The organism is Amycolatopsis speibonae (assembly GCF_042647925.1).
GTDB lineage: Bacteria > Actinomycetota > Actinomycetes > Mycobacteriales > Pseudonocardiaceae > Amycolatopsis > Amycolatopsis speibonae.
This window is the reverse complement of record NZ_JBHRWK010000067.1, coordinates 1-17,979: the sequence shown is the minus strand read 5'-3', so window position 1 is coordinate 17,979 and position 17,979 is coordinate 1. Positions and strand designations below refer to the sequence as shown.

13 protein-coding genes are annotated in these 17,979 nt (G+C 68.0%); 10 read left to right on the top strand and 3 right to left on the bottom strand.

The annotated features are described in order from the left end of the window. The first annotated feature begins 76 nt into the window (after window positions 1–76). Entirely contained in the window at window positions 77–3,964 is a 3,888-nt protein-coding gene (gene hrpA / locus ACFOSH_RS33890) for an ATP-dependent RNA helicase HrpA (protein ID WP_378243980.1), read from the top strand. A 221-nt stretch (window positions 3,965–4,185) separates the two neighbouring features. Here the strand turns inward: hrpA and ACFOSH_RS33885 are convergent, their stop codons facing one another. Further along, complete coding sequence (locus ACFOSH_RS33885; protein WP_378243978.1) at window positions 4,186–5,892, bottom strand: bifunctional 3'-5' exonuclease/DNA polymerase; 1,707 nt, start codon at window positions 5,890–5,892, stop codon at window positions 4,186–4,188. Window positions 5,893–6,041: 149 nt separating this feature from the next. On the opposite strand from ACFOSH_RS33885, the gene ACFOSH_RS33880 reads away from it, so the two are divergent. Beyond that, a complete protein-coding gene (locus ACFOSH_RS33880; RefSeq protein WP_378243976.1) occupies window positions 6,042–7,676 on the top strand; it encodes an acyl-CoA synthetase in 1,635 nt (544 codons plus the stop codon). On the opposite strand, the gene ACFOSH_RS33875 is transcribed toward ACFOSH_RS33880, so the two are convergent. Further along, window positions 7,673–8,623, bottom strand: coding sequence for a hypothetical protein (locus tag ACFOSH_RS33875; RefSeq protein ID WP_378243974.1), 951 nt, complete (start codon window positions 8,621–8,623; stop codon window positions 7,673–7,675). The two genes, ACFOSH_RS33880 and ACFOSH_RS33875, sit on opposite strands and share 4 nt — an antisense overlap. 261 nt (window positions 8,624–8,884) lie before the next feature. Here ACFOSH_RS33875 and ACFOSH_RS33870 point away from each other — a divergent pair, with 261 nt between their 5' ends. The 5 genes from ACFOSH_RS33870 to ACFOSH_RS33850 all read left to right on the top strand — a co-directional run bounded on the left by ACFOSH_RS33870 (window position 8,885) and on the right by ACFOSH_RS33850 (window position 13,633). Next, entirely contained in the window at window positions 8,885–10,135 is a 1,251-nt protein-coding gene (locus tag ACFOSH_RS33870; RefSeq protein WP_378243972.1) for a S8 family peptidase, read from the top strand. A 99-nt stretch (window positions 10,136–10,234) separates the two neighbouring features. Next, a complete protein-coding gene (locus tag ACFOSH_RS33865; protein ID WP_378243970.1) occupies window positions 10,235–10,987 on the top strand; it encodes an SDR family oxidoreductase in 753 nt (250 codons plus the stop codon). After that, the gene (locus tag ACFOSH_RS33860; protein ID WP_378243968.1) at window positions 10,984–12,048 is read left to right on the top strand and encodes a phosphotransferase family protein; all 1,065 of its coding nucleotides are present in this window, start codon (window positions 10,984–10,986) and stop codon (window positions 12,046–12,048) included. Before ACFOSH_RS33865 ends, ACFOSH_RS33860 begins: the two co-directional genes overlap by 4 nt. Next, window positions 12,049–12,705 (top strand): histidine phosphatase family protein, encoded by a 657-nt coding sequence (locus tag ACFOSH_RS33855; RefSeq protein WP_378243966.1) that lies wholly within the window; start codon window positions 12,049–12,051, stop codon window positions 12,703–12,705. It abuts the gene before it with no gap. A gap of 10 nt (window positions 12,706–12,715) precedes the next feature. Then, window positions 12,716–13,633, top strand: coding sequence for an SMP-30/gluconolactonase/LRE family protein (locus ACFOSH_RS33850; RefSeq protein ID WP_378243964.1), 918 nt, complete (start codon window positions 12,716–12,718; stop codon window positions 13,631–13,633). On the opposite strand, the gene ACFOSH_RS33845 is transcribed toward ACFOSH_RS33850, so the two are convergent. After that, complete coding sequence (locus ACFOSH_RS33845) at window positions 13,625–14,095, bottom strand: VOC family protein (protein WP_378243962.1); 471 nt, start codon at window positions 14,093–14,095, stop codon at window positions 13,625–13,627. The two genes, ACFOSH_RS33850 and ACFOSH_RS33845, sit on opposite strands and share 9 nt — an antisense overlap. Before the next feature lie 62 nt (window positions 14,096–14,157). On the opposite strand from ACFOSH_RS33845, the gene ACFOSH_RS33840 reads away from it, so the two are divergent. From ACFOSH_RS33840 to ACFOSH_RS33830, 3 genes are all read left to right on the top strand, one after another. After that, on the top strand, window positions 14,158–15,105 hold the full coding sequence (locus ACFOSH_RS33840; protein WP_378243960.1) for a helix-turn-helix transcriptional regulator: 948 nt from the start codon (window positions 14,158–14,160) through the stop codon (window positions 15,103–15,105). Between the two features lie 266 nt (window positions 15,106–15,371). Beyond that, on the top strand, window positions 15,372–16,466 hold the full coding sequence (locus ACFOSH_RS33835) for a DUF222 domain-containing protein (RefSeq protein WP_378243958.1): 1,095 nt from the start codon (window positions 15,372–15,374) through the stop codon (window positions 16,464–16,466). Between the two features lie 527 nt (window positions 16,467–16,993). Further along, window positions 16,994–17,911: a reverse transcriptase domain-containing protein gene (locus ACFOSH_RS33830; RefSeq protein ID WP_378243956.1), complete on the top strand. Its 918-nt coding sequence runs from the start codon at window positions 16,994–16,996 to the stop codon at window positions 17,909–17,911. Window positions 17,912–17,979: the final 68 nt, after the last annotated feature.

The following is a 17,979-nucleotide window of genomic DNA, read 5'->3' as shown; positions in this document are numbered from 1 at the left end:
AATTGCGGGAGGTGGTGGTGACGTGAGGGATATTCGGAGGCCCTGATCGTCACGCACGGCTATCCTGGTGCCGGTCATGGCTGGTTCCACAACTTCCCCGCTCGGCGCCCTGCGCGCTCGCCTGCCCGATTTGATGTCGCGCGACGAGCACCGCCTCCGGCGCCGGCTCGACGGTGCCCGGAAAGCGCGCAACGGCGAGAGCGCCGCCGCGCAGATCGAGGCCGACATCGAGGCCGCCGAACTGCGGGTCACCCGCCGTCGCGACGGCGTCCCGAAGATCTCCTATCCCGAAGAGCTGCCGGTCAGCCGGCGCAAGGACGAGATCGCCGCGGCCATCCGCGACCACCAGGTGGTGATCGTCGCGGGGGAGACCGGCTCCGGGAAGACCACCCAGCTGCCGAAGATCTGTCTCGAACTCGGCCGCGGCATCCGGGGCCAGATCGGGCACACCCAGCCGAGGCGGCTGGCCGCGCGCACGGTCGCCGACCGCATCGCCTCCGAGCTGAACACCGAACTCGGCGAGGCCGTCGGCTACAAGGTCCGGTTCACCGACCAGTCCGGCCAGGACACGCTGGTCAAACTGATGACCGACGGCATCCTGCTGGCCGAGATCCAGACCGACCGGATGCTCCGGCAGTACGACACGCTGATCATCGACGAGGCGCACGAGCGCAGCCTCAACATCGACTTCATCCTCGGCTACGTCAAACAGCTCCTGCCGCGCCGTCCCGACCTCAAGGTGATCATCACCTCGGCGACGATCGACCCGGAGCGGTTCTCCCAGCACTTCGGCGACGCGCCGATCGTCGAGGTCTCCGGCCGGACGTATCCGGTCGAGGTCCGCTACCGGCCGATCATCGACCCCGACGATCCGGACGCCGACACCGACCGCGACCAGACCCAGGCCATCTGCGACGCCGTCGACGAACTCCAGCACGAGGGACCGGGCGACGTCCTGGTGTTCCTCTCCGGCGAGCGGGAGATCCGCGACGCCGCGGACGCCTTGTCCAAACAGGACCTCAAGAACACCGAGATCCTCCCGCTGTACGCGCGGCTTTCGTCGTCGGATCAGCATCGGGTGTTCCAACGGCACACCGGCCGCCGCGTCGTGCTCGCCACCAACGTCGCCGAGACGTCGCTGACCGTGCCGGGCATCAAGTACGTCGTGGACCCCGGCACCGCCCGGATCTCGCGCTACAGCCACCGCACCAAGGTGCAGCGGCTGCCGATCGAGCCGGTGTCGCAGGCCTCGGCGAACCAGCGCAAGGGCCGCTGCGGCCGGACGTCGGACGGGATCTGCATCCGCCTGTACTCCGAGGACGACTTCGACGCCCGGCCCGAGTTCACCGATCCGGAGATCCTGCGGACCAACCTGGCGTCGGTCATCCTGCAGATGACCTCGCTCGGCCTCGGCGACATCGCGGCGTTCCCGTTCGTGGAACCGCCGGACCGCCGTCAGGTCACCGACGGCGTCCAGTTGCTGCAGGAACTCGGCGCCTTCGAGATGTCGGACGGCAAGAAGCTCACCGAAACCGGCCGCAAGCTCGCGCAGCTCCCGGTCGACCCGCGGATGGCGCGGATGGTCCTGGAGGCCTCGCGCAACGGCTGTGTCCGCGAAGTGATGATCATCGCCGCCGCACTGTCCATTCAGGACCCGCGTGAGCGGCCCGCCGAGAAGCAGCAGGCGGCGGACGAGCAGCACGCGCGGTTCGCCGACAAGACGTCCGACTTCCTGGCGTACCTGAACCTGTGGGAGTACGTCAGCGAGCAGCAGAAGGCGTTGTCCTCCAACCAGTTCCGCCGCCTGTGCCGCAACGAGTACCTGAACCACCTGCGCATCCGCGAGTGGCAGGACATCTTCAGCCAGCTGCGTCAGCTGGCCAAACCGCTCGGCATCACCCTCGCCACCGTGACCACCGGCCCGGCCGATCCGCAACGTGTGCACACGTCGCTGATCGCCGGGCTGTTGTCCCATGTGGGGCTCAAGGATCCGGCCAAGGGCGACTACCTCGGCGCGCGCGGGGCACGGTTCTCGGTGTTCCCGGGTTCGGCGCTGTTCAAGAAGCAGCCGCGGTTCGTGATGTCGGCCGAACTGGTCGAGACCTCGCGCCTGTGGGGCCGGGTCAACGCGCGGATCGAGCCGGAATGGGTCGAGCCGCTCGCCGGTCACGTGGTGAAGCGGAACTACTCCGAGCCGCATTGGGAACGCAAGCAGGGCGCGGTGATGGCCCTGGAAAAGGTGACGCTGTACGGCGTCCCGCTGGTCGCCGACCGTCGCGTCAACTACGGCCGGATCGACCCGGAGACGAGCCGCGAGCTGTTCATCCGGCACGCGCTCGTCGAGGGCGACTGGGAGACCCGGCACCACTTCTTCCGTGAGAACCGCGCGCTGCTCGACGAGGTCGAGGACCTGGAGAACCGCGCTCGCCGCCGCGACATCCTGGTCGACGACGAGACGCTGTTCGAGTTCTACGACCAGCGTGTCCCGGCCGACATCGTCTCCGCGCGGCATTTCGACAGCTGGTGGAAGAAGGCGCGGCACACCGAGCCCGATCTGCTGAGCTTCGAGAAGACGATGCTCATCAACGAGACCGCGGGGGGCGTGCGCGAGGCCGACTACCCCGACTTCTGGACGCAGGGCAGCCAGACCTTCAGGCTCACGTACCAGTTCGAGCCGGGGGCGGACGCGGACGGCGTCACCGTGCACATCCCGCTGCCGGTGCTGAACCAGGTCACCGCGGACGGCTTCGACTGGCAGGTCCCCGGCCTGCGCGAAGAACTGATGACGCAGCTGATCAAGTCGCTGCCCAAGGCGATCCGGCGCAACTTCGTGCCGGCGCCCGATCACGCGAAGCTGGTGCTTTCGCGGGTCGGCCCGGCCGACGGGCCACTGCTGCACGCCGCCGCCGACGAGCTGGAGGCCCTGCGCGGGGTGGTGATCCCCGACGACGCCTGGCAGCTGTCGACGGTCCCCGAACATCTGAAGATGACCTTCCGCGTCGTCGACGTCCGCGGCAAGAAGGTGTCCGAGGGCAAGGACGTCGAGGCGCTCAAACGAGACTTGAGCGGCCAGGTGCGCGCGACGATCTCCAAGGCCGCCGACAGCATCGAGCGCCAGGGCCTGACGACACCCGCGTTCGGCGAGCTGCCGAAGGTGTTCGCGAGCAAGCAGCGCGGGCACGACGTCAAGGCGTATCCGGCGCTGGTCGACGAAGGCGGCACCGTGGCGGTGCGGCTGCTGGACACGCCGGGGCAGCAGGAAGCGTCGATGTGGGCGGGTACGCGGCGGATGCTGCGGCTGAACATCCCGTCGCCGATGAAGTTCATCACCCGCAACCTCGGCAACTCCTCGAAGCTCGTGCTGAACCGAAATCCGCACGGTTCGGTGGCGGCGCTGCTCGAAGACTGCGTCGACTGCGCCGTCGACAAACTCGTGGCGGACAACGGCGGACCGCGCTGGGACGAGGCCGGTTTCGCCGTCCTGCTGGAAAAGGTGCGCGCCGGGCTGAACGCCGGAGTGCTCGACGTGCTGACCAACGTCGAGAAGATCCTGCGCGCGGCGAACGACGTCGAGACGAGGCTGGCCGACACCCGCGGCCCGAAGGACTCGCTCGCGGACGTCCGGGCGCAGCTGGACGGGCTGGTGCACAAGGGCTTCGTCACCGAAACCGGGCAGGACAGGCTGAAGCACGTCGTCCGGTACCTGCGGGGGATCGAGCGGCGGCTGGAGAAGCTCCCGACCGAGCCGACCCGCGACATCCAGCGGACCGGCGACATCGCGTGGCTGCGCACCGAGTACAAGACGGCGCTGGACGCGCTGCCGCCGGGGACTTCGTCTCCCGCGCTACGAGAGATCCGGTGGATGATCGAGGAACTGCGGGTCAGCTTCTTCGCCCAGACTCTCGGCACCGCCCACCCCGTCTCGCTGAAGCGGGTCATCAAGGCCCTGGACGACGCCGTCTGATCACGCGAGTCCCGCCCCCAAACACGCGTGTGGCCCCTCTGATCACGCGAGTCGCCCCTCCCGTCACGCGTGTTCCCTGTTGCGGAGAGCGGGACTCGCGTGGCTGGAGGCGGAACTCACGTGCTTGAAAGGCGAACTCACGTGCTTGAAAGGCGAACTCACGTGCTTGAAAGGCGAACTCGCGTGATTGAACGGGCGACACGTGTGATTGAGGGGGAAACTCACTTCGCGTCGGCGTAGGTGTCCACGGCGGCGATGTGCAGCGGGAACCGGACCGGGCAAGCGGTCCCGAACAGCATCCGCGCCGCCTCGGCCATGCTGTCCACAATGGACTGCGAGACCTCGTCGGCGAACTCGGCGGGCGTGTGCACCAGGACCTCGTCGTGCTGGAAGAACACCAGATGCGCGGGGTCGGGAAGCTTGCCGCGCAGGGTCGCCAGCAGGACCGCGGTCATGTCCGCCGCGCTCGCCTGCACGACGAAGTTCCGGGTGAACCGGCCCCAGTTGCGGGACGCCTGGCGTGCCTTCACCTCGCCGGCCTCGTCCTCGGCGACACCGCCTGTCAGCGCGCGCCAGGCCTCCGACGGCGCGGGTGAGGTGCGGCCCAGTCGGGAGCGGACGCGTTCGCCGCGTTCCCCGGCCTGCGCGGCACGCTCCACATAGGACACCGCGTCCGGGAACCTGGTCCGCAGCAACGCCAACAGCGGCCCCGCCTCACCGGACGTGCCGCCGTACATCGCCGACAGCATCGCGATCTTCGCCCGGTCGCGGTCGTCACGGTCGTCCCAGGCGGGCACCGGAACGCGGCGCACTCCGGAGAACATCGCCTCGGCGAGGCTCGCGTACAGATCGGTGGACGCGGCGACGTCGGCCAGTTTGCGGTCCCCGGACAACGCCGTCAGCACCCGCGGCTCCAGCTGCGCGGCGTCGGCGACCACCAGTTTCCAGCCCGGATCGGCCCGGACGCAGGTCCGCAGCACCTTCGGGATCTGCAGCGCGCCCCCGCCCCGGCTCGCCCAGCGTCCCGAAACGACCCCGCCGACGATGTAGTGCGGGCGGAACCGGCCGTCGTGCACCCACTCGTCGAGCCAGGTCCAGCCATTGGCCGAATGCAGCCGCGCGAGCTCCTTGTACTCCAGCAGCGGCGGGACCGCGGGGTGGTCGATGTCGCGCAGCAGGTACTTCCTGGCCGACGTGACCTCGATGCCCTCCCGCCCGAACGCCCGGACGACGCTGGCCGGGGCGTCCGGGTTGACCGGGCGCCCGCCGAACGCGTCGCTGATCTTCGCCGCCAGTTCCACCAGTTTCTTCGGCCGGTGCCCGGCCGGGACGCGCGGCCCGAGCTGGTCGGCGAGCAGCGCGAGGTGCAGATCGGCCCGCCACGGCAGCCCGTCGGCCGACATCTCCGCGGCGGCCAGCGCGCTCGCCGACTCCGCCGCGAAGAGCAGCCGAAGCCGCTCCGGATGCTCGGTGACAGCGACCCGCTTCTCCTGCTCGGCCAGCACCCGGCGGGCGGCCTCGATCATGGTGACGCCGTCGGGCAGCCGGGGGCCGCGCGTCTCGAACAGCGTCGGCTGGTCGTCCTCGGCCCACAGTGGAGGCTCGTCGGCGGGCGCCTCCTGCCCGTTCGCCCTGGCCAGCGCGGCACGCAGGCTCCGCGACTCCTGCGGGCGGCCCTCGTGGGCCAGCAGCAGTCCCTCGGTCAGCGTCAGGTCGTGACACCGCCGCACCCGGACGCCTGCCTTGATCAACGCCGGGTACGCGCGTTCGACCGACGCGAACACCCAGCGAGGTGAGTGCTCCGCCTCCAGACCCCGTACCTCGCTCACGAACTCCGCGAGCTTCAGGCCCTGACGCAGCGGCTGCCCGGAAATCGAGATCGCGAAGCCGCCCTCTTCCTCTTGACCTGCGATCGCCTGCACACTCACATTGTGGTGGTTCCCACCGACATTTCTGTCACCAGACGGTTAGTGCGCCTGCGCTATCGGTCGGCTACTGTCGAGTAGCAACCCATACCGCCGGTACGCGAACACCGTCGGCCATGGTGTCTCGCCGCAGCAGCAACGGAGGTGCCCGGATGAGAAACCCCACCGGCCTCGCCACCCTGGTGGCGGGCAAGGTGACCGAGACCGTGCGGAGTATCGACGTGATGCGCCAGGCGGGCCTGCTCCCGATCCCGCGGGTCGACGAGGGCCTGCGTTCGCTGGTCATGGTGCGGAAGTGGGGTCCGTTCGCCGGGGCGAACATGATCGCGGCCCGCCGGGACCCGACCGCGACGGGCATCATCGACGAGCTCGGCCCGTTGACCTTCAAACAGCTCGACACCCAGTCGAACGCGCTGGCCAGGGCCTGGGCCGAACGCGGACTCGGCCCGGGTTCGGTGATCGCCGCGCTGTGCCGCGACCACCGCGGTCTCGTGCTGACGATGCTCGCCTCCGGCAAGCTGGGCGCGAAGCTGCTGCTGATGAACACCGGGTTCGCCAAACCGCAGCTCGCGGACGTCGCGAAGCGCGAAGGTGTCACGGCGCTCGTGTACGACCAGGAGTTCACCGACCTGCTGGACGCGGTCGAAGGCGAGGTCGACCACTACCTCGCGTGGGTCGATTCGGACACCGCGCGCTCGCGGGACATCCAGGTCGTCACCGAGTTGGTGGCCAGCACCGACGACCGAGCGTGGCCCGCGCCCGCCAAACCGGGCGGGTTCATCCTGCTGACCAGCGGCACCACCGGGACGCCGAAGGGCGCGCCGCGGCCGCACACCTCCGCGCTCGCGTCCGCCCAGTTCCTCGACCGCATCCCGCTGCGGACCGGCGAGGCGACCTACATGGGCGCGCCGCTGTTCCACGGCACCGGGCTTTCGCAGTTCATCCTGTCCTTCGCGCTCGGCTCGAAGGTCGTCATGCGGCGCAAGTTCGTGCCGGAAGAGACGCTGCGCGGGGTCGCGGAGAGCCGGTGCACCACGCTGGTCCTCGTCCCGACGATGCTCCAGCGGATCGTCGACCTTCCCGAGGAGATCCGGGCCAAGTACGACACCTCGAGCCTGCGGATCATCTTCGTCGCCGGCTCCGCCCTGTCCCCGGACCTCGGGAACCGCGCGACCGCCGCGTTCGGCGACGTCGTGCACAACCTCTACGGCTCGACCGAGGTCGCGGTCGCGACCGTCGCGACCCCCGAGGACTGGCGCAAGGCGCCGGGCACGGTCGGCCGCGCGCCGGTGGGCTGCAAGGTCGCGCTGTACGACGAGAAGGGCGGGAAGATCACCGAGCCGCACGTCACCGGCCGGGTGTTCGTCGGCAGCGGGCTGAGCTTCCAGGGCTACACCGATGGCCGGAACAAGGAGATCATCGACGGGCTCCTCTCCAGTGGCGACGTCGGCCACTTCGACGAGGACGGCCTGCTGTTCATCGACGGCCGCGACGACGAGATGATCGTCTCCGGCGGCGAGAACGTCTTCCCGATCGAGGTGGAGAACCTCCTGGTCGAACGCGAGGACGTACTCGAGGCGGCCGTCATCGGCGTCGAGGATCCCGAGTTCGGGCAGCGGCTGAAGGCGTTCGTGGTGCGGGCCGACAAGTCGGAGCTGGACGTCGACGGCGTGCGCGAGTACGTCAAGGCCAACCTCGCCCGCTACAAGGTGCCGCGCGACGTGGAGTTCCTCGACGAGCTACCGCGCAACGCGACAGGGAAGGTGCTGCGCAACAAGCTGCACTAGTACTCCCAGTCGATGCCGAACACGCCGGGGCCGAAGTCGAGCGCCACGGCGTGGACGCCGTTGTTCTGATCGAGCTTCAAGTCCCGGCGATCCAGCGGCGATGTCCCCTGCCTGGAGTACTGCCAGCACTTCGCCGGGACGGTGTCCGGGTCGAACCGGATCTCCAGCAGGTACTCGCGCACGGGGCGCCGGAACTCGCGGTAATGCGTGTTGCGGCACTCCGGGTACGGCGGCCCGGGGTTGGTCAGGGAGTACTCGATCAGGTGGGTCTCGCCGCGGTCGATGGGCCGGTCGAAGAGCAGTTCGGCCACCGTCAGCCCGTGTTCGTCGTCGACCTCGGCGCGGCCGACGTGACAGTTGCGCAGCGTGTTCAGCACCGGCGGACCGGCCTCCGGGTCGCCTTGGGCGTAGACCAGCAGCCAGCGGTCCTGGCCGTCCGCGCCCGCCTGGAACACCGCCCGCGCGGTCACCGCGCGTTGCCCGCCGTCCTCGGCGATCTCGCACAGGTCGTGCAGGCCGACCAGCTTCAGCTGATGGTGCTGTTCGAGCGCGTTGGGCGCGCCGACCTTCTCCAGCAGCGCCTGCAGCGCTTCGAGCGGGAAGGTCAGCGGCTGCTCGGTCGTCGCCCGGCTCCGGCGTGACGACGCCCCGCGCGGCCGCGGCGGCGGCAGCAGGCTGAGCAGGGAACCGGCGGGGATCGCCAGGACCTCCTCCAGGACCCTGACAGCGGAGAGTGAACTCTGCCGCTCCGGCTGGCGTTTCCCGGACTGCCAGTAACTCAATGCGGTGACGCTCACCGACGCACCGCGAGCCAGGAGTCGCGCCTGGATACGGTCGAGACTCAGCCCGCTGGTGGCGATGGCCGAGCGCAACGCCGTGGCGAAAGCGGTACGCGGCTGGTCTTCATCGTCCGTGGTCACCCGGTCCGCCGCGCTCCCCGCCACCATATGCCGCCCGACCGCCCCCGCCTGCTGTTTCGTGCCATCGTCGGAGTTGATAACAACACGAATAACTTTATCAGTCAGGGGTAACACTCCAGGGGCCCCTTCTGCCAGGCGAAAACCCCTTTCCGGACGAGCGTCACTACTCCTTTTGGCCTAGTACTGGTAACTGTGAATCATTGCCCGGCACCTTGCGCACCGGTTTGCATGGCCTCAGCAACGATCATCCTCCCGGGTGATCCGCACGGCGCGGCAGGAAGGGAACCAGTGAGCAAGTCCCGGAAGAACCTGAAGTCCCGAAAGACCCGTAACGGCCTCGTGGCGGGTGTCGCCATCGCCGGTGTGACAGCGGCTGTCGCCACGTTCGGCGCGGGTGCGGCCAACGCCGACCAGCAGGGCGAGATCCGCGGCGCCGGCGCGGCCAACGCGGTCGGTGGCAGCTACATCGTCGTCCTCAAGCCGACCGCGGTCGGCCAGGGCGTGGCCGCGGCGAACGAGATCACCGCGAACGTCGCTTCCAAGGCGCAGGGCCTCACCGGTCAGTACGGCACCACGCTGTCCCGCACGTTCGGCTCGGCGCTGAACGGCTTCTCGATCAAGGCCGACGAGGCCGCCGCGAAGCGTCTCGCGGCCGACCCGCAGGTCGCGTACGTCGTCCAGAACAAGACGTTCAAGATCAGCGAGACCCAGGACAACCCGCCGTCGTGGGGCCTGGACCGCGTCGACCAGGCAGACCTGCCGCTCGACCAGAAGTACACCTACCCGACGAAGGCCGACAACGTCACCGCGTACGTCATCGACACCGGTGTCCGCGGTTCGCACAAGGACTTCGGTGACCGCGCGACCGGCGGCAAGGACTTCATCGACAACGACGACACCCCCCAGGACGAGCACGGCCACGGCACGCACGTCGCCGGCACCATCGGCGGCACGGAACACGGCCTGGCCAAGGGCGTCAAGATCGTCGGCGTCCGCGTGCTGGACGCCAACGGCAGCGGCACCACCGAGGGTGTCGTCGCCGGTGTCGACTGGGTCGCGGCGAACGCCAAGGGCCCGTCGGTCGCCAACATGAGCCTGGGCGGCGGCGCGGACGACGCCTTGGACGAGGCGGTCAGGGGAGCCATCGGCAAGGGCGTGACCTTCGCGCTCGCGGCGGGCAACGAGTCCGCCGACGCCGGCACCACTTCCCCGGCCCGCGTCAAGGAGGCCATCACGGTGGCCGCCAGCGACAAGACCGACAAGCAGGCCAGCTTCTCGAACTACGGTTCGGTCGTGGACCTGTACGCCCCGGGTGTCGACATCACGTCGTCGTGGGGCACCGGTGACGACGCCACGAACACCATCAGCGGCACCTCGATGGCTTCGCCGCACGTCGCCGGCGCTGCCGCGCTGTACCTCTCGGCGCACCCGGACGCCACTCCGGCCCAGGTCTCCGAAGGCCTGGTCGCCGCGGCTGCCGACGGCAAGATCAGCAACCCGACCGGGGGCACCGCGAACAAGCTGCTCCAGGTGAAGTAAAGCTCTATCGGACAGGCTGCCCCCGGCGAACTCCAGGCGCCGGGGGCAGCCATCTGTCCGAAGGGCGCCGGACTTGTTACCAACGGGTAAGCTCCAGCCATGGTCCTGCGGAAGAACATCCTGATCACCGGGGCGAGCTCCGGACTCGGCGAGGGAATGGCCAGGCAGTACGCCGCCAGAGGCCGCAATCTGGCGTTGGCCGCCCGCCGCCTCGACCGGCTCGACGTCCTCGCCGCGGAGCTCAAGAAGGCGTACCCCGGCATCACCGTCGTCACCCGGAAGCTGGACGTGAACGACCACGACCAGGTCTTCACCGTCTTCGAGGAATTCCGTGAAGAGCTCGGCTCCCTCGACCGCGTGATCGTGAACGCGGGTCTCGGCAAGGGGCAGCCGATCGGCTCCGGCCGGTTCGACGCCAACCGCCAGACCCTGCAGACGAACTTCCTCGCCGCGGCCGCCCAGATCGAGGCCGCTGTCGGCATCTTCCGCAAGCAGAAGGAAGGCCACCTCGTCGTGGTTTCCTCCTTCTCCGCCCTTCGTGCCTTCCCCGGCAACCTGACCGCGTACGCCGCTTCGAAGGCGGGCGTCTCGGCGCTGACCGAGGGCACCCGCATCGAGCTGATGAAGACGCCGATCAAGGTCACCCAGCTGCTGCCCGGGTTCATCGAGTCGGAGATGAACGTGGACATCTCCAAGATCCCGCTCGCGACCAAGGCGGAGGCGGGCGCGCAGGCGCTGGTCAAGGCGATCGAACCCGAGAAACCGAAGGCGTTCGTGCCGTCGTGGCCGTGGAGCGTGCTGGCGAAGGTGTTCCGGTTCGTCCCGGTGTCGGTGCTGAAGAAGTTCGCATGACCCTGGCCGCGGACAAGACCGTCGAGGTGCGCGGTGAGGACGCGTTCGACCCCGCCGCGGTGCACGCCTGGCTGGCCGGACGGGTGCCCGGGCTCGGCGGATCGCCGCCCGAGGTCCGTCAGTTCCCGGGCGGTGCCTCGAATCTCACGTACCTGCTGACCTATCCGGACCGGCAGCTGATCCTGCGCCGTCCGCCGCTGGGGCACAAGGCCGCGTCCGCGCACGACATGCGCCGCGAGTTCCGGGTCCAGCAGGCGCTGCGGCCGGTCTTCCCTTATGTGCCCGAGGTTCTCGCCTTCTGCGACGACGAAGCCGTGCTCGGCGGCGACTTCTACGTGATGGAACGCCTCGAAGGCCTGATCCTGCGCGGAGATCTGCCCGCGGGTCTCGAACTGCCGCCGGAAGGCGCGCGCGAGCTGTGCGGCAAGGTCGTCGACAGGCTGGTGGAGCTGCACGCCGTCGACGTCGAAGCCGCCGGGCTGGCCGACCTCGGCAAGGGCGCCGGATACGTCGAGCGCCAGGTGCGCGGCTGGTCGGAACGGTTCCTCAAGGCGCGCACGGAGAACGTCCCGGACTGCGCCGAAGTGATGGCGTGGCTGAAGGAGAATCAGCCGTCCGAGGTGAAGATCTGCCTGATCCACAACGACTACCGGCTCGACAACCTGGTGCTCGACGACGATCTCGACATCGTCGGCGTCCTCGACTGGGAGATGGCGACCCTCGGCGATCCGCTGATGGAACTGGGCAGCACCCTGGCGTACTGGGTGCAGGACGACGATGACGACGTCATGAAGCTCAGCCGCCGTCAGCCGACGCACGTGGCGGGGATGTACACGCGCGAGGAGTTCGTCCGGCGGTACGCGGAGCGATCCGGCCTCGAAGTCGGCGACTGGACGTTCTACGAGGTGTACGGCCTGTTCCGGCTCGCGGTGGTGATCCAGCAGATCTACTACCGGTTCCACGAAGGACAGACGGCCAACCCGGCGCTGAAGGATCTCTGGCGGTTCGTCGGCTATCTCGACGGGCGCTGCCGCCGGATCATCGCGGAAGGACACGCGTAGATGGGCGCGATCTACCTGGTCCGGCACGGGCAGGCGTCGTTCGGCGCGGAGAACTACGACCAGCTCTCGCCGCGTGGCTTCGAACAGTCCACTGTGGTCGGTGAGGAACTACTGCGGCGCGGTGTCGAGTTCACTCAAGCGCGGTCGGGTTCCCTGGCCCGCCAACGGGACACGGCCGCGACGGCGTTGAAGGTGCTCGGCTCCGGGATCGCCGTCGTCGAGGACGAACGCTGGAACGAGTACGACCACGTCGATATCGCGAAGTACCATGCCGCCGGTGTCCAGCAGACCGACTCGCGGGCGTATCAGGCCGCGTTGGACGGTGCGCTGAGCGCCTGGGTCGCGGCGGGAGCTTCCGGTTCGTGCGCCGAGACCTGGCCTCAGTTCTTGGAGCGGGTCAAGGGCGCGCTGGCGGATGTCGTGGCGTCGCTGGGCAAGGGCGAGCACGCCGTCGTGTTCAGCTCCGGTGGCGTGATCGCGACGGTCTGTGGCGCGCTCATGGGCACGCCCGAGGCGGGCCTGCTGAAACTGAACCGGGTCACCGTCAACGCGGGCATCACCAAGCTGGTGTCCGGCCGCGGCGGGGTGACCCTGTTGTCGTTCAACGAACACCCGCATTTCGAGGCGGAAGCCGCAAAACTGCTCACCTATCGCTAGGAGACACACGATGGCTTTCGGCGAGGTCAAGGTCATCCCGGTCAACGGGCACGGCCCCGAGGACGTCGTGGTCGACGACCAGGGGCGGATCTACACCGGCGTCGACGACGGGCGGATCCTGCGCGTCGAGCCGGACGGCAAGCGGATCGACGTCCTCGGCGACACCGGCGGCCGCCCGCTGGGGCTGGAGTTCTTCGGCGACGACCTCCTGATCTGCGACGCCAAGGCCGGGCTGCTCACCATGCCGCTGGCCGGTGGCGCCATCACCACGTTGGCGACGTCGGCGGTGGGGCTGGACTTCGTGTTCTGCAACAACGCCGCCGTGGCCGCCGACGGAACCGTGTACTTCACCGACTCGTCGCGGCGCTTCGGCATCGAGAAGTGGCGCGACGACCTGATCGAGCAGACCGGCGGCGGCAGGCTGCTGCGCCGGACACCCGACGGCAAGATCGAGCAGCTCGCCGACGGTTTCCAGTTCGCCAACGGCGTCGCGCTGCCGCCCGACGAGTCCTATGTCGCCGTCGCCGAGACCGGTGCCTACCGGGTCGCGCGCGTGTGGCTCACGGGCGACAAGGCGGGCACGCGGGACTACCTCGTCGACGACCTGTGGGGCTACCCCGACAACATCTCGACCGGCAGCGACGGGCTGATCTGGATCACCGTCGCGAGCCCGAAGGTGCCCGCGCTTTCCTTGATCCAGAAGCTTCCCGCGCCGTTGCGGGCCGGTGTCCGCGCGCTGCCGACGGCCCTGCAGCCCGCGCCCGCGCGGGAGTGCGGGGTGCGCGGGGTGACTCCGGACGGGAAGCAGGTCCACGAACTGCGCGGGGAGATCGACGGGTTCCACGTGCTCGTCGGGGTCCGCGAACGGGCCGGGAAGCTGTACTTCGGCTCCCTGGAGGACAACGCGATCGCCGTCACGTCAGTCTAGGCAGAATTCGTTGCCCTCCGGGTCGTTCATCACGATGAAGCCGAGGCTCAACGGCTGCTCGGGCTCGAAGCGCTGAATTCGCTTCGCGCCGAGGGCGACGAGCCTGTCGCACTCGGCTTCGAGCGCCGCCATGCGTTCGTCCCCCTGGAGCCCGGGCGCGGCGCGGATGTCGAGGTGGACGCGGTTCTTGGCGATCTTGTCCTCCGGGACCTGCTGGAAGAAGATCCTCGGCCCCTCACCGGCGGGATCCTTGAGGGCCGAGCGGCTGTTGCGTTGCTCCACGGGCACGCCGACGCGTTCAAGGAACTCGTCCCACGCGTCCAGCGGATCGGTGCCCTCGGGCACCTCGACCCCGGGCGGGCCGGGGTGGACGTAGCCCAGGGCGTCGCGCCAGAAGGTCGACAGGGCTTTCGGGTCGAGGGCGTCGAAGCTGACCTGGATTTCGCGGCTCTTGCGGTTCATGGGACTACCCTGACATGCCTAGCGGACAGGATCGGTCCGCTATCTCCGATACGGTGGGTGACATGGAGGACGAGCGGGGGACGACCGAGCGGGTGCTGACCCTGCTCGGACTGCTGCAGCAGCGCACGGTGTGGACCGGTCCGGAACTGGGCGCGCGGCTCGGTGTCACCCCGCGCACGATCCGGCGGGACGTCGAGCGGCTGCGCGCGCTCGGCTATCCGGTGCAGGCCAGCAACGGTGTCGGTGGTGGCTATCAGCTCGGCCCCGGCCACGACATGCCGCCGCTGTTGCTCGACGACGAGGAGGCGATCGCCACCGCGGTCTCGCTGCTCGCCGGCGCGGGCAGCGGTGACGCCACGCTCCGGGCGCTGACGAAACTCGACCGCGTGCTGCCGACCAGGCTGCGGCACGAGGTGCGCGCCCTGTCCGGCTCGGTGGTCTCCTTCGACGGAAGCCGCGCGCCGATCGACCCCGACGTGCTGATGACGCTGGCCCGCGCGTGCCGCGACGAGGTCGAGGCGGGTTTCGGGTACCAGTCCTCCTCTGGCGTCGCTACTCGGCGGGTGGAGCCGTACCGCTTGGTGGCTTCCGGTCCGCGTTGGTATTTATTGGCTTTCGACCTGGACCGTGACGACTGGCGCACCTTCCGCGTCGACAAGATGACCGAGGTTTCCGCGCGGTCGTGGCGTTTCCGTCCGCGTCCGGCGCCTGATGCGGCGGCTTATGTACAGGAGAACGTGGCGAGCCGGGTGTATCGGCACCAGGCGCGATTCCTGGTGCACGCGCCTGCTTCGGTTGTGCGGGCGCAGATTCCGGCGTCGGCGGCGGTGGTTCGCTCGCGTGGACGTTCGCGGTGCGAGGTTTTGAGCGGAGCAGGGGAGCTGGATTTCCTGCTGATGCATGTGGTGTTGCTGGGGCATTCCTTCGAGGTGATCGAGCCGGTGGAGCTGGGGGAGCGGTGCCGGGTCCTGGCCGAACGGCTGCTGGGGGCGGCGGTTTCGGGGTCGTGAGTGATTCGCATTTAGTCGGCTGAGTGCGATGGGCGATGTGCGCGTCGGTTGGGTCTCGTGAGTGGTAAGGACGGCTTCGGTTCTAACCGTCTTTACCACTCACGAGGCACTTGGCGCTGAGTTTCGGTAATCTTGGCGAGCGGTTTGTTGTCGCGCCGGGTAGTGGTTTCACTCTGGGGAAATCACTCTATAGGTGTCGATACTCCGTTTCATTGTCACTTAAAATTACGAACACATGTTCGACTGGATTGGCGTATTATGGAGTTGTGTCCGAGACTGTTCTTCCCGAGTTGCCGCAGGAGTTGTGGCGCGCCGGCAAGCTGGAGCTTGCGCATGGCGTGCGGCAGTTCCTGCAGGTGATGCGGGTCGCGTCCGCCGGGCTGGGGCAGTACTTGGCGGAGGTCGAGTCCCGGGGCGTCAAAGACTTGTTCGGGTACGGCTCCACGGTGTCGTGGTTTGCCGATGTGGCGGGGCTTTCCTGGGGTGAGGCACGGCCGACGGTGAATCAGGCGATCGCGTTGAACCCGACTCGTGCTCTGGACGGCACGGAGGTTCCGGCGTTGGCGCCCGCGACGGGTGCCCTCGCCGCGGAAGGGATGATCGGGGCTGAGCGCATCGCCCAGATCTTGGAGATCCTGGGACGGATCCCGCCCGATACGTCTGTGGAGGATCGGGAGAGTGCGGAGAAGATCCTGGCCGATCTGGCCCGTGGTGCGGGGCCGCGGCAGGTGGCGGATGCCGAGCAGCGGATCATGGGCTGGCTCGACCCCGACGGGAACGAACCGAAAGACCCTGAGCCGAAGCAGCCTCGCCGCGAGGTCACCCTGGAGCGCCGTAAGGACGGGTTCTGGAAACTGAACGGCCTCCTCGACGACGAGACAGGTGCCCGGACTGCCGCCGCGCTGGAGGCGTATGCGAAGCCGCGTCCGGTGGATGAGTTCGGGCAGGTGGATCCGCGGTCCAAGGCTGAGCGTCAGGGTGATGCGTGGGCCGAGCTGCTCGATCTGGCGATCGCGTGCCCGGACCAGCCCGGCACCAGCGGCTACCGGACCCTGGTGCATGTCACCATCGGCCTGGACGAGCTGAAGTCCGGGATCGGGAAAGCCTGCCTCGATTTCGTCGGGACGATGACGGCTCGTGAGGCACGGATGGCCGCCTGCGACTGCCTCATGCTCCCCGTCGTCCTCAACGCCGCCGGAGAACCCCTCGACGTAGGACGCCTACGACGCTTCGTCACCCCAGGACAACGCCGGGCGTTGAACATCCGGGATCGGGGTTGCGCGTTTCCTGGGGTGCGCCACGAGGCGCGATTAACCAGTGTGGAGGTGAGAGACCTGCACCATTGTTATGTCGCAGCATAATAGTGTGAGCTGAGGGCAGCCTGATCCGGGAGACGCCGGGGAGGGCGGTAAGCAGCCCTGACAAAGCCGGGACGGGTCAGCACTGTCGAATGGCTTGGGTCCGGCAAGCGACGCGGAAAGGCATACGAGAGAAACCACTGTTGTAACGCTCCTCAAGAAGCGCGCCGACTCAAACTCGACGGATATGGGTCGGATCGCGGCGCGGACTCGCCTCTCATGTCGGGCGGGTCACTCCTGATTCCTGGTGCTGGGATGGATAGGGAGGCCAGGGTGAAAGTCTGCGGCGTAACCGTGGCGAAGTCGCAGGGGTAAAGGTGGGTGCCTCCTCCGTGGAATGGTTGGTCGTGAACGTGGGAACCATGTCCTATCGCCCGATCCTTATTCACGGCCAGTGAATGAGAGGGCAGGCCCGTCGTCGGCTGAGGGTAGGGCGTGGGGCGGAGCCGTCGTAGTACTCCGAGTCAGGGAAAGCCTGTCACATGGGGAAGGACGGCAGCGAAGTACGAGCAGGAAGGAACTGCGAGGGTATGGAGACACCGGTGAATTCCGGTGAGTCGTGGCCGGACTTCGACGAAGCCTGGGCGCGAGTACGACGGATGCAGGCCAAACTGCACTTGTGGGCGACCCGGGATCCGGGTCGCGTGTTCAACGATCTGTACAACCTTGTGCATGAACCGGCGTTTCTGGTGCACGCCTGGGAACGGGTCCGGGGAAATAAAGGCGGCCGCAGTGCGGGAGTCGACGGGATCTCCCCGATCGATCTCCCGCGAGATGGCGTCAATTTCCTCGCGGCACTGCGTCTGGAACTGAAAGACCGGACGTTCCGCCCCAGCCCGGTGCGGGAACGGCTGATCCCGAAGCCGGGCACCACGCGCAAACGTCGGCTGGGTATTCCGACAGCAGCGGACCGCGTCGTGCAAGTGGCGCTGAAGTTGGTGTTGGAGCCGATCTTCGAGGCGGATTTTCAGCCCGTCAGCCACGGGTTCCGACCTAAACATCGGGCACAGGACGCAATCGCCGAGGTTCACCACTTCACCACCCAGCGTTACGTGTGGGTGTTCGAGGCGGATATCGAGGCATGCTTTGACAACATCGACCACGTGGCCCTGATGGACCGGGTGCGTCGCCGCGTCAAGGACAAACGCGTCCTGAGTCTGATCAAAGCTTTCCTCAAAGCAGGGATCCTGTCCGAGGACGGCATGGATCGAGACACCCACACGGGAACACCGCAAGGCGGGATCCTGTCCCCGTTGCTGGCGAACATCGCATTATCGATATTGGACGACCACTTCCAGAAGAAGTGGGATACGTTCGGTCTCGGTGTCGATGAGAAAGGTGCCGCGCAACGCCGGAAAAGATTCCGCGACAGGGGTGGAGCGACCTGTAAACTCGTTCGCTATGCGGATGATTGTGTGCCACGAACACGACCGGAGGTTGCGATGTAGAAGGTCGCGCTGATGGTTGTGGTGCTGCACTGGTGATGGAGGTGGGCCCTCTGGGATCGCTCTGCAGG